We start from the raw sequence: 12,505 nt of genomic DNA, 5'->3' as shown, positions 1-12,505 counted from the left end.
GCTCTTCATGAATCTTTCCTCTTCTCCGCCCGCCACGCCGGCCCGGCCTCAGGCGCTGTGGCGCGTGCACTTGCAATTGCTGCTGATGGCTGTGCTGTGGGGCGCCACCTGGTCATGGGGCCGGGTGCTGGCAGGCAGCATGCCGCCGCTGACGGCCGCCGCCTGGCGCTGCGTGGTCGCCAGCGCGGCGCTGCTGTGGTGGATGCGGCGCGCGGGGCGGCTGCGCGCCATGCTGGCGCTGCCAGGGCGGCAGTGGGTGCGCCTGGCGGCGGCTGCGGCGCTGGGGGTGTTTGGCTACGCGGCGTGTTTCATGAGCGGGCTGCGGCTCATTCCCGCCAGCCGCGCGGCAGTCATCACCACGCTCACGCCCGCCCTGACGCTGCTGTGCGGAGCGCTGCTGTTTGGCGAGCGGCTCAATGGGCTGATTGCGCTGGGCATGGCGCTGGCCGTGGGCGGGGCGGCGTTCGCCATCTCGCACGGACAGCCGCTGCAGCTGCTGGACGGCGGGCTGGGGCGCGGCGAGTGGCTGATTCTGGGCTGCGTGGTTCTATGGGCGGGCTACACCCTGGCAGGCCGCGCCGTGCTGACCGGCATGGATGCTTACACCACCGCCACGGCCACCACGGCGCTGGGCGGGCTGATGCTGCTGGCCGCCAGCCTGGCTGTGGACGGCGTGGCGGGCTGGCGCACGGCCTGGCACGCGCCAGCGCAAGGCTGGGCCGCTCTGCTGGCGCTGGCGCTGCTGGGCACGGCTGTGGCTTATTCGCTCTACTTCGGCGGCGTGAAGGCGCTGGGCGCGGGCGGCGCAGCGGCCTATCTGACGCTGGTGCCCGTTTTCGGCATGGGCCTGGCCGCGCTATGGCTGGGCGAGCCTGTGCATATTTCCCTGGCCACGGGCGGCGCGGTGGCCGTGCTGGGCATGGCGCTGATGCACTGGGGGCGCAGGCAGGATCATTGACGCGCTCGGCCCAGGCGGCGCGGTTTTCAGACGGATTCCATTTGCTGGATTTCCAGGCCCAACCGGCCGCAGAACCTGTTCAAAGCCCTCCCCCGAGACCAGTGCTGGCCAAACGCTTTGCTGAAATGAACAAGAGAGGATGTCCCGGGGGCGCAGCGCCCAGGACAATGAAAGACCGGGCAGGAGCCAGGGCTTTGCTGGTGCGGCTGTTCTTGCGCCTTGATTGCCTCTAAACCATCTTTGCCGGCGGCGGCTATGCGGGCAGTCTGATCAATTGGCGCTGAGCATGTCTGGCTGGAACATGCGGGTAATCAAGCGCCGCCAGCGGCATGTTTTTGAGGCGCTGCCCAAGCGCTGGATTGTGGAGAGAACCTCTGCCTGGCTGGGTCAATCTCGCAGGCTCTCCAAGGCCTACGAGGTCACCGCCTTCTACAGCCGAAGCATTCGTGAAGATTGCCTGCATCCGGCGCATGGTCAGGCTCTTGGGATGATTTTGGGAACAGGCTCCTAGAGCTGGCTGCTGCTGTGCAGCCGGGCGTAGAGGCCGCCAGCGGCCAGCAGGCTGGCGTGGTTGCCGTCTTCCACGATCTGGCCGCGCTCCATGACGAGGATGCGGTCGGCGTGCTCCACGGTGGAGAGGCGGTGGGCGATGACGAAGGTGGTGCGCCCCTTCATGGCGCGCGCGATGGCCTGCTGCACAAGGCGCTCGCTTTCGGTATCGAGCGCGCTGGTGGCTTCGTCCAGCAGCAGCACGGGCGCGTTTTTGTAGAGGGCGCGGGCGATGGCCAGGCGCTGGCGCTGGCCGCCCGAGAGTTGCGTGGCGTTGTGGCCGAGCACGGTGTCCATGCCTTGCGCGAGGGTGGCCACGTGTTCGATCAGGTTGGCGTCGCGCAGGGCCTGTTCGATGCGGGCGCGGTCGGGGCTGGCGTCGCCCAGGGCCACGTTGGCAGCCACGGTGTCGTTGAACATGACCACATCCTGGCTGACGAGGGAAAACTGCGCGCGCAAGTGCTGCAAGGGCCAGCGGGCAGTGTCCGTTCCGTCCAGCAGCACCTGCCCCGCGCTGGGCACGACAAAGCGCGGCAGCAAATTGACGAGGGTGGTTTTGCCCGCGCCGGAGGGGCCGACAAGGGCGACGGTTTGCCCCGCTTCAATGTGCAGGCTGATGCCCGCCAGCGCGGGCGCTTCGGCATCCGGGTAGGCCACGCGCACGTTTTGCAGCGTGACTTCGCCGCGCACGCGGGGCGGGGGGGTGATGGGCGCGGCGGGGGCGGCTTCAGGCGGCACGCTGTCGAGCAAGTCCAGCCCGCGCTCCAGCGCGGCCAGGCTGCGGGTGATGGGGTGCACCACTTCCGACAGGCGCCGCACGGGCGCAATCAGCATGAGCATGGCGCCGATGAAGGCAATGAAGCCGCCCACGGTGACGTTGCTGGCCGCGCTGGACTGCCCCTGCTGCCCTTGCGAGAGGGCAATGCCAATGACCAGCGACAGCGCCACGGCCGACACCAAGTGCGTCAGCGGCGTGGTGCCTGCGGCGGCGCGCGTGGCTTTCAGCGCCAGGCGGCGCAGTTGCAGGCTCAGCGACTCAAAGCGCGCCGCTTGCGCCGCTTGCGCGCCGTGCAGGCGCACCATGCGGTGGGCCAGCACGTTTTCTTCCACCACGTAGGCGAGCGCGTCCGTGGCGGCCTGGCTTTGCTGCGTCACGCGGTACAGCAGCCGCGACATCACTTTCATGATGTAGGCCACCACGGGCGCGAGCACCAGCACGATGAGCGTGAGCTGCCAGTTCAGATAGAGCAGATAGGCCATGAGGCCGGCGACGGTGACGGCGTCGCGCGCGGCGGTGAGCATGGCCTGCACCAGCATGGCCGAGCCGTTTTGCACTTCATAGACGATGGTGTTGGCCAGGCGGCTGGCCGATTGGCTGGCGAACAGGGCCAGATCGGCATCCAGCAGCCGCGCGAAAAGCTGGCGGCGCAGCAGCACCATGCCGTCATTGGCGATGCGCGCCAGCGCGTACTGGCTGGCGAAGTTGGCCATCGCCCGCAGGCCGAACAGCCCGACGATGACCACCCCCGGCGCCCAAACGGGCAGGGTGCGCTGGGTGAAGCCCTCGTCCAGCAGGGGCTTGAGCAGGGCGGGAATGGTGGCCTCGCTCAATCCGCCAATGAGCGTGCCGGCCACGGCCATGATCCAGCCGATGCGGTACTGCCTGAAATAGGCCCACAGCCGTGCCAGACGGGCCTTGAGCGGGCGTTCGGCAGACGGGCTTGGGGCGGCGGCAGGTGTGTCAGGCGGCATCGTGAGGGGCATCCGGGTTTTGCAGTGGGGCGCGATTGTAGGAAGGGGCGAAAAGGGCCAAGGGGGCCGGCGCGGCGGCCGGAAACGGCCTTCGCCCCGCAGCTTGCGGCCAGCCGTCAGCATCGCCAGCGGGGCTTCAGGCGATGGGCCTGATCGCGGCCCCCTGCTTCATGCGCGCTGCCGATGCCGTGTTGCGCATAGGCAGGCGGAAGCGGCCATTTTCTTGCTCCTGAACCCATAGCGGTATGTCCTGGTGAAACGGGCGCAAGAGCCTTTTTGTGCCCTTTGAATTTGCTCCTGTTTTTAATGAAATCTGGCCAGCGCTGGCTTTCGGAGCCTGTTCAAGGCCCGTCTGCGGTTGGCGTCTTGCAGCCAAACGTTGAACAGGTTCGCTGAACAGGCGCTCACGCCTTGGCGGGCGGGCTGCCCTGCAAGGCGGCAATCAGCTCCTGCTCCACTTGCATTTGCACGCTGGCATGGGCCAGATCGGGGCTGTGCAGCAAGAAGGTGTCTTCGGCGCGCTCGCCCAGGGTGCTGATGCGGGCCAGTTCCACGCTGATGCCGTGCGCGGCCAGCACGCGGCTGATGCCGTAGAGCAGGCCAGCGCGGTCGCTGGCCGTGACGCTGAGCCGCCAGCGCTGGCCGCTGTCGTCGGACTGCCATTCCACATGGGGCGTGAGGGGAAAGCTGCGCACGCGGGCGGACTGGCGGCCCAGCCGCACGGCGGGCAGCGCGGCGCGGCTGGCAAGGGCCGCCGCCAGGCCCGTTTGCACGCGGGCGATGAGCGCGGCCATGGCGGCCTTTTGTTCGTCGGCTTCGCCAGCGTCTGCCTCGCCAGCCAGGGGGTGGGCGCTGCTGATCTGGAAGGTGTCCAGCGCCCAGCCGCTGCGGCTGGTGTGAATGCGCGCGTCGTGAATGGACAGGCCCGCGCGGTGGAACCAGCCGCAAAGGCGCGCGAAAAGGTCGGGCTGGTCGGGCGCGTGAACCAGCACTTGCAGGCCCTCGCCGCCGGGGGCGCCGCGCGCGGCGATGACGGGGCGGCCTTCGGCTGCGCCGCTGCCTTCATGGAGCAGGCTTTGCGCGTGCCAGGCGATTTCGCCGGCGCTGTGGCGGGTGAAGTAGCTGCCGTCCAGCGTGGCCCACAGGCTGCGGGCGGCGGCGTGCCCGCCGGCAGGCAGCAGGGCCAGGGCCTGGCGCTGGCGGCTGGCGGCCAGTGCGCTGGCGCTGGCCGCGTGGCCGCCCAGGTGGCGGGCGGTGGCGTGATACAGGTCTTGCAGCAGGCGGTCTTTCCAGCCGTTCCACACCTTGGGGCTGGTGCCGCGTATGTCGGCCACCGTCAGCAGATACAGCCCGGCGAGCCGGCGCTGCGTTTGCACGCGCGCGGCAAAGCGGGCGATGACGGCCGGGTCGCTCACGTCCTGCTTTTGCGCCACCTGGCTCATGCCCAGGTGCTCGCGCACCAGAAATTCGGCCAGCGCCGCGTCATCGCCGCGTATGCCCATCTGGCGGCAAAAGCGCCGCACTTCGCGCGCGCCCAGCTCGGAATGATCGCCCCCGCGCCCCTTTGCGATGTCGTGAAACAGCGCGGCCACGTAAAGCACCCAGGGCCGCTGCCAGCCTTGCGCCAGTTGCGAGCACAAGGGGTATTCGTGCGCGAATTCGGGCATGAAAAAGCGCCGCATGTTGCCCAGCACCATGAGCGTGTGCTGATCGACGGTGTAGACGTGAAACAAATCGTGCTGCATCTGCCCCACGATGCGGCGGAAAACCCACAAATAGCGCCCCAGCACGCTGGTGCGGTTCATCAGTCGCAGCGCGTGCGTCTGCCCCGCCGGGGCCTTGAGCATGCGCATGAACAGGGCGTGATTGGCGGGGTCGGCGCGAAAGCGCCCGTCCATCGCCGCGCGGGCGTTGTAGAGCGCGCGCAGCGTGCGGGCGCCAAGCGACTGCACCTCCGGGCGGCTTTGGTAGAGCCAGAAGGTTTGCAAGATGGCGCGCGGGTGGCGCTGGTAAAGATCGTCGCGGTTGATGTCCAGCGCGCCATCGGTTTCGGAAAACCAGGCGTTGATGCGGCGCGCCGGCGGCGGCGCCTCGCGCGCGGCGCGCAGGCGCTGGGCCATGACCTGAAGCAGGATTTCGCTCAGCTGCACCACGGCCTTGGCGCACCAGTAGTAGCGGCGCATGAGCTGCTCGCTGGCGCGCTGGGCCAGGCGGCCCCGCGCGTCAAAGCGGTTTTCATAGCCAAAAGCGGCGGCCACGGCAGCCTGCCGCTCGAACACCAGCCGGTCTTCGTGCCGCCCGGCCAGCAAGTGCAGGCGCGCGCGAATCAGCCACAGCAGCCGCTCATTGCGCGCCAGCTGCCGCGCCTCGCGCGCCGTGGCCACGCTGCGGGCCAGATCGGCCCAGCTGCGCCCGAAACCGGCTGCGCGCGCCACCCAGCGGATGGTGTGCAAATCGCGCAGGCCGCCGGGCGACTCCTTGCAATCAGGCTCCAGCGCGTAGGGCGTGTCTTGCTGCCTGGCGTGGCGCTGGCGCTGCTCGAGCTGCTTGGCCGCCAGAAAAGCCAGCGGATCCAGCTGCGCGGCAAAAGCGGCCTCAAAGCGGGCCAGCAGCGCCGCATCGCCCGCCACCCGGCGCGCTTCCAGCCAGGCCGTGCAGGCGGTGATGTCTTGCCGCGCCGCCTCCAGACACTGCGCCACGGTGCGCACGCTGTGGCTCACCTCCAGGCCCACATCCCAGCAGGCGGCCACAAAGGCCGATACCGCAGCGTCCAGCGAAGCTGACGGCCCGGCCTCATCCGGCAGCAGCACCAGCACATCCACGTCCGAAAACGGAAACAGCTCGCTGCGCCCGTAGCCGCCCACCGCCGCCAGCGCCCCCGGCAAGCCCGCGCGCTGCCACAAGGCGGCCAGCGTTTCATCGGCCAGACGGGCCAGCGCCGCCATCGCGCGCGGCAGGCGCGAAGCCGGCGCTGCGGGCAGGGCGCACGCCTGCATGTCATCCAGCAGCGCCTGGCGCTGGCTGCGGTAGCGCGCGCGCAAGGCGGCCAGCGTGTCAGCGGATGGATCGGCGGGCGGGCGGGTTTTGGCAGCAGGGGCGGACATGGGCGGGCCTGAAAAAAATAAATTTTCACGCCGCTGGCAGGCTGCCGGATGGGAGCTGGCGCGCGCGAAACCCCAGCCGGGAATCTCCAGCCGGGGAACCCCAGCCGAATGCGGCCTCGCCGCCCATCCTGACAGGCCGCCTCTTGCGGCCGCTTCCCGCTTGCGCCGCCCGCCAGCACAAGAATATTGCGCAAAAACAGGAGCAAATTAAAGGGGGTCGAAATGCCGCCTCGCGCAGTTTCCAGTAGGACCTCATGCTACGGATTCAAGAGCATATTCAGCCCATTTTTTGGCACTCCACCCCTGCGCGGGCCTCCTGCCCCCCCGCTTTGCTGGCGGGCGCTTTGCGCGCCAGAAAGGCCAATGCGGTCAATGCACGGCGGCGGTCAGGCAAAGCCTGTGAGCGGCCATTTTCCGCAGCCCTTTTTCCGTGGTTTTCTCCTGTGGTTTTTCCTCCGGCAGATGCGGGAGAAGGCCGGAACGAGGGCAAAGCGGCCTGGCTCCGGCCTTCATGCCTTTGCGGAGCGCGCGCATTTCACTTTGCTTCGCCGCTTTCCGGAGCTTGTTCTCAACCCGGCTTGCCGTCGCTGCGCGGGCGGCCGTACCAGTTGCCAAAGCGCAGGCTCCAGATGGTCATGACGGCCGTCCAGATCAGCGCCGTGACGAACATCAACCAGATAGGCGCGCTGTCAATGGCGGCCACCGTGCGGATGATGACGGCCAGCTGGAACACCCAGAACAGCGTCCACACGCTGGAATCGGCCACCAGTGCCCGCCCGCTGTGCCCGCACGACACGCGCGTGACCATCGCCAGCATGATGGAGCCTAGAAAGCCCATGGCCAGCAGGTGCAGCGGCCCCAGGCCCAGCACGTCATGCCCCAAAAACAGCAGCAGGCCGCGCGCCAGCGCGCCGTAGGCCATCGTCAGCCCCAGCCACACAAAGCCCACGTGCAGCATGGCCAGCAGGCGGATCTTCAGGCTCTGCACCAGCCCCCAGACGATGGCCAGCCACAGCAGCACGCCGCCAGCGGCCGCTTCCAGCGCCAGCGCCAGCGCCGTCCACCACGCGCCGGGCGCCAGCAGCGCCTGCACCCACAGCGCCAGCGCCTGCCAGGCGCACACGGCCAGCATCAGCCACAGCACCCAGAAGGGCCGCCAAATTTGAATCATGGGCAGCACGTTGGAGGTGAAAAACGGAATCATGCGGTGCGCCACGGCCACGTAGGTCACCACGATGAAGCCCCACAGCCCCGTGCGCACCAGCAGCAGCGCCAGGTCTTGCCGCTGCGCCAGCAGCGCCAGCAGCGCGCCGCCCAGGCTGAGCACGCCGACGATGCCGCCGTAGCCCACTGTCTTGCCGTGCACGCGGTCTTCTTCCTGGCTGGCGAAGATCAGCTGCCAGAACAGCGCCGCCATCCATGCCAGCCCCGCCAGCGCCAGCGCCATGCCGACCAGCGCCACGCCCGCGTGCGTGTGCGCCCCGGCCAGCCACAGCAGCCAGCCCGCCGTTTGCAGCACCACGCAGGGCGCAGTTTTAGTGGGCTTGTGCGGCGGCACGCCCAGCCAGCGCGGCCCCGCAGTGAACAAAAAGCCCGAGAAAAACAGCGGCATGAAGCCAAACACCATCACCGCCGCATGCGTGGTGATGGGCGCGAGCGTGGCGGACAGGCCCAGCGCGCCAAAGCTGCGGTCGGCCTGCACGGCCAGCCACCAAAAGCTGGCGGCCACCAGCACCACCATGGCCGAGAAAAAGCCCAGCCGGTGCGGCGCAATCAGCAGCGTGGCAAAGCGCCAGGGGCCGGTGACGGGCGGCGGCTTGACGGCCTTGGGCTTGCCGCCCGCGCCTGGCGCAGCGGCGCGCACTGGAATGGGCATGGGCTTGCCCGCAGGCGCGGCGCCTGAAGCGGGCGTCTGGCCAGCGGGCGCCTGCGGTGCGCCAGAGGCAGGCGCGGCAGCGGGTGCAGGAACAGGCGTGGAAGAGTTTTCAGCCGCCGCAGAAGCGGGCGAATCGGGGGTGTGGGGCGGTGTTGTCATCGTGTCTGGCCTTCGGCCCAAAACGCGCCTGTCCGCGAAAGTGCGGCGGCCCGCCGGCAGCGAGGCTGTCAAAAATCATAGCGATACCGCTCAAAGCGGCATGCGGGTAGGGGCATTCGCAGCCGCTGCGCGATGCCCGCGCCATTGTGCGCCGCCAGGGCGGACCGGGGTTTGATTTGCTTCAGAACCTGCTCACAGCTCACGCAGAGTCAGCGTTCGTGCATAGGCGCGAAAGCGCGGGCTCGGGCAGTCAGCAGCCTTGCAAACGCCCTGCCGGACTGCGAGCGGGCGGCCCCGATCCGCAGCGCCTTGCGGCCAAGTCATGAACAGGTTCTCAGAAAAGACAAAACCGTCAGCCCGCGCTGCGCATGGGCTGCAAGCGGGGCCACAGGCGGCGCAGGAAGGTTTCGCCGCTGACGGGCGCGGAGCACAGCGCGGCCAGGTCAATGGTGTAGGCGGCTAGCGCGTCTGCCTGCGCGCGCGCCTGGCTGGCGGGCAGACCCATGCGTTCGGTCATGCGCAGCCAGGGGCAGCTGGTGAGCAGCACGCCCATTGCCAGCAAAACGCCATGGCGGCTGCGGCGCTGGGCAAAGCCCACGAGCTTGCGCGGCGGGCCGCCAGCGGCATCGCACGCGACGACTTCCCACGGGGCCACGCCCGCAAAGCAGGCCCAGGCCAGCGCTTCAGGGGCCGGAATGCGCTCGGCGGGCGGCTGGGCGCGCGCCCGCACGCCCAGCCCGGCCAGGGCGGCCACAACAGCCTCGCCCAGCCAGCGGTAGCTGTCGGCCACGGGCAAGGCGGCCACGCGCGCGTCATCTGGCGCCAGCGTGATAGCCAGGCTGAGCAACCAAGGCCCCGTCAGCACCGCGCCGCCGCCCGCGCCGCGCACCACCACAGGCAGCGCCCCCGCGCTAGCGGCAGGCAGGGCCAGCTGATGCTGCGCGCGCCCCAGCACCACGGCAGGCTCCGGGTAAGTCCAGGCCCGCAGCGCCGCGTGAGTGACGGGAGCGGCCAGCGCGGCCTCGTTGAAATGCTGCTCCTGCAACGCCGTAACGGGCAGGATGGGCGGAGGCGGCAAAACGGAATTCAGCGGCATGGAAACAGGCAGGTTCGCATCAATAAGAGGAGCAAATTCAGAGGCATCGAAAACGGATTTCGCGCAGTTTCTACTAGGACATCATGCTACAGAATAAGAAGCAAACAAACAACTGAAGAAAGGGAAGACGCTCCTCTTGGGCGGGCTGCATTAGGCAGCACGGATTGGTCAGACAAGGCCGTGGCAATGGCCTTTGGCTTGGCTGACGCGGCCAAGAGAAGCACTGATCCATTGGGGCCTGAATGGCGGGCATGGGAAACAGCTTCCTGCAACAAGCCAAATGCTATTTTTGACGCTTGGCTTCTATAGGGTTGCTGGAGACAACAAAAGATATTATTTCATTTTTCATCACATTCAATCAATTCAAATGGCGCTATTGGGGTAGATGTATATCTCTGATATCACGCATGGCATATGTTCAGGGACAAGCTCTGACGCCACTTTCAAGAATTTCGCAGAATCTTCCATATTGTTCAAAAGGCCATGCGAATTACAGGTTATGCCTGAATTATTTATCAATTCCAGATCATTGAATCCAAATCCGGCATTACACAAGACGCTTATTCCCGTCCATATATCAATAACATCATAGCCAATAAAAACAGCCTTATCAATATCTTCTGCCTTGAAAACATTCTCAATAGACACGACGGGAGAAAAGAGGCCTTTTTTTACGTCTTTATGCTCGATAAGAGCCATCAAGAATAGATGATCATTCTCTTGCCACTCTTTTAGGCATTTTTGTACGTGTTGTGCGGATGGCGCAAAAGTTCCTTCCCCGCTTATTCCCCATAAGGCAGTATCTGCACTATATATCTTGTCCTTCGCCAGCGCGGAGAAGACAAAATCACTGTTCTTATTATTGATATCTTTGAATGATGGCGGCCTCTTGTTGGTACTAAAGGCGATGATAATATGATCGAACTTCATTTTTGCTCTCCTTTATCGCCTTGGGCGCTTAAAAAATACAGTATTGTGCCTGGCGGAGCGGTACTAGATGCTCGTAATTTATTCCAAAAACAATTGCTATTAGGCGCCTGATTCATGATGAAAATATGACAATAACTCCCTTCTATCGGATAATGCGGCTTTGAAGGCAGCACAATATCGATCATAAAACAAACGGTTCCTACAGGCGGATCACAAACTGGTAGCGTAGTACATTGATCTATAAAATTACCCAATGGCAACTCAATATATGGATAAATGGCCGTCACAATGCCATAACCAGCCAATCCTGCCAATCTAGCGACACATGCTGGATTGGCTATACAAGCGCCAATAATCAAAGCAGCGGGAGGAATAGCCGGACCGGGCATCGGCACTGCTATAGCTTGCAGCCCCTCCGAATCAATTTTCAGCAGTGGATTTCCATTCACATAAACATAACGATTCTCCCCCCGCCAGCCCAACGGATCCGCCTGTATATACCTGCCAATGCCCGGCGCATAGTCCCGGTTCCAATTCTGGTGCAGCCCCGTTTCCGCATCAAAGTACTGCCCCGGCAGTCTTAGGTTGATTTGCGCCGTCGAAGCATTGTCTATCCGCGCCTTGCCAAAGGCTTCATATCTGGCTTTCCACGTCGTCTCGCCCGCCTTGTTCAGCGCCAATACGGGCGTTCCCAGGTGATCCGTGACCAGGTAGTGGTAGCTGGCTTCTTTCAGGCTGGTTTTGCCGTTCAAGTCCGCCTGCCAGATGGGGTCGGTGCTCCACAGGCTGCCTTCTTGTGCGTCTTCGTCCTCCTCGTTGGTTCTGGCTTGCTGCGTATGGGGGTTGAATCCGTACGCTCTGGTGATCCGCCCTTCTTCATCGGCTTCGGCCATTAGGGCGCTTTCGCCGTTGATGTAGTAGGTGGTGCGGCTTGTTGCGCCTTGCGTGACAGTCTTGGCAATTCTTCGCCCAAAGGGGTCGTAGCGGTTTTGGACGGTGAGGCCATCTGCGCTGTCCTTGATTTCGCTGAGTCTTCCTGCTGCGTTGTAGCGCCAGTTTCTTTCCCAGTCTGTGCCGGTTTCCTTGATGAGGTGGCCTTGTGCGTTGTAGCTGGCGCTGACTTGTTCGGTTTGGCTTTGCTGCGCGGGGGCGTTTTCGTCGAGCGCCCGGGGGTATTGCAGCAGCTGGTTGGCTTCGTTGTAGGTCCACGCTCCGGCCTGGTGGGCGCTGCTCAGGCGGTTGCCTGCGGCATCGTAGCTGTAGGCCTCCTGGGGCAGGCCCAGGGTTTGTAGCGCCTGGTCTGGATCGGCCTTGCTCAGGCGGTTCAGCGGGTCGTAGCCATAGCCGGTTTGCCCTAGCTCGCTTTGGATTTGCACGATGTTGCCCGCTTCGTCATGACGATAGCAGCAAATAGAACAATGCGCACCTTATAGATTGATTACTCATTAAATACCGGGTTATTCCAATATTTTTCTAAATCGAGGAGCAATCAGAAACAAAACAATCTGCAAAAATAATTGAAGCCCTGGCCTTTCCATCCACCACCCTATCAAATCAGCATCAACAAATATATCCAATATATTAACACCAAGCATAATACAAGCCCCAATAACCACCGAAAACTTCAATCTGTAAATAAAATTAGCTTTCACATTCACTGCATTTTTCCTCCTTTACTGATGTCACAGCACTTGCCCCCATACCAAAAGTTATGCTGACATCCAATCCAAAGCTTGGGCCATCGATATAATTGATACTTCTAAGACGCCCCAATCCCCATGTAGTAAGGAACGATCCTCCTGCGCCCAAAATAATATTAACACCGGTATTTACTGCTCCTCCAGTTGCAGCACTAGGATCTGGACAATTAGCCCATCGATCTACTAATGACACTCCACCAAATGAACCACCCAAATCAGGTAAATATTTTGCCCCGGCCCCGAATGTGACAAGAGAGATAAAACCTTTTATAGTATATTTTTTATTGCATTTGCACTCGGATTCAAGGCTAAAACGCCCTAGATAGCCTCCCATACCGAAAGTTGCCCCCAAACCAGTTATTGAACCACTCCAAGTCACAC

At 64.1% G+C, this 12,505-nt stretch carries 10 protein-coding genes; 2 read left to right on the top strand and 8 right to left on the bottom strand.

Annotated features, from left to right (window positions below):
* The first annotated feature begins 7 nt into the window (after nucleotides 1-7).
* Together C1720_RS11330 and C1720_RS11325 are read left to right on the top strand one after the other, a co-directional pair.
* Nucleotides 8-958, top strand: a complete 951-nt coding sequence (locus C1720_RS11330) for a DMT family transporter (RefSeq protein WP_102284650.1) — start codon at nucleotides 8-10, stop codon at nucleotides 956-958.
* A gap of 286 nt (nucleotides 959-1,244) precedes the next feature.
* Nucleotides 1,245-1,469 carry a transposase gene (locus C1720_RS11325; RefSeq protein ID WP_146007009.1) on the top strand — a complete coding sequence of 75 codons (225 nt, stop codon included), beginning with the start codon at nucleotides 1,245-1,247 and terminating at the stop codon, nucleotides 1,467-1,469.
* Here C1720_RS11325 and msbA read toward each other — a convergent pair.
* From msbA to C1720_RS13280, 8 genes are all read right to left on the bottom strand, one after another.
* Complete coding sequence (gene msbA / locus C1720_RS11320; protein ID WP_102284272.1) at nucleotides 1,466-3,271, bottom strand: lipid A export permease/ATP-binding protein MsbA; 1,806 nt, start codon at nucleotides 3,269-3,271, stop codon at nucleotides 1,466-1,468. The genes C1720_RS11325 and msbA overlap by 4 nt on opposite strands.
* Before the next feature lie 392 nt (nucleotides 3,272-3,663).
* Nucleotides 3,664-6,363, bottom strand: coding sequence for a [protein-PII] uridylyltransferase (locus tag C1720_RS11315; RefSeq protein ID WP_102284271.1), 2,700 nt, complete (start codon nucleotides 6,361-6,363; stop codon nucleotides 3,664-3,666).
* A gap of 568 nt (nucleotides 6,364-6,931) precedes the next feature.
* On the bottom strand, nucleotides 6,932-8,398 hold the full coding sequence (locus C1720_RS11310) for an NnrS family protein (RefSeq protein ID WP_233199954.1): 1,467 nt from the start codon (nucleotides 8,396-8,398) through the stop codon (nucleotides 6,932-6,934).
* Between the two features lie 352 nt (nucleotides 8,399-8,750).
* Entirely contained in the window at nucleotides 8,751-9,494 is a 744-nt protein-coding gene (locus C1720_RS11305) for a lipoyl protein ligase domain-containing protein (protein WP_102284270.1), read from the bottom strand.
* Between the two features lie 363 nt (nucleotides 9,495-9,857).
* On the bottom strand, nucleotides 9,858-10,424 hold the full coding sequence (locus C1720_RS11300) for a hypothetical protein (RefSeq protein ID WP_102284269.1): 567 nt from the start codon (nucleotides 10,422-10,424) through the stop codon (nucleotides 9,858-9,860).
* Nucleotides 10,421-11,800, bottom strand: a complete 1,380-nt coding sequence (locus C1720_RS11295) for an RHS repeat domain-containing protein (RefSeq protein ID WP_102284268.1) — start codon at nucleotides 11,798-11,800, stop codon at nucleotides 10,421-10,423. Before C1720_RS11295 ends, C1720_RS11300 begins: the two co-directional genes overlap by 4 nt.
* Before the next feature lie 81 nt (nucleotides 11,801-11,881).
* Entirely contained in the window at nucleotides 11,882-12,082 is a 201-nt protein-coding gene (locus tag C1720_RS13840; protein WP_158241717.1) for a hypothetical protein, read from the bottom strand.
* On the bottom strand, nucleotides 12,066-12,503 hold the full coding sequence (locus C1720_RS13280; RefSeq protein WP_146007008.1) for a hypothetical protein: 438 nt from the start codon (nucleotides 12,501-12,503) through the stop codon (nucleotides 12,066-12,068). The genes C1720_RS13840 and C1720_RS13280 overlap by 17 nt, the downstream gene beginning before the upstream one ends.
* Nucleotides 12,504-12,505: the final 2 nt, after the last annotated feature.

The organism is Ottowia massiliensis (assembly GCF_900240305.1).
Classification (GTDB): Bacteria; Pseudomonadota; Gammaproteobacteria; order Burkholderiales; family Burkholderiaceae_C; genus Ottowia; species Ottowia massiliensis.
This window is presented reverse-complemented; position numbering and strand designations above follow the sequence as displayed.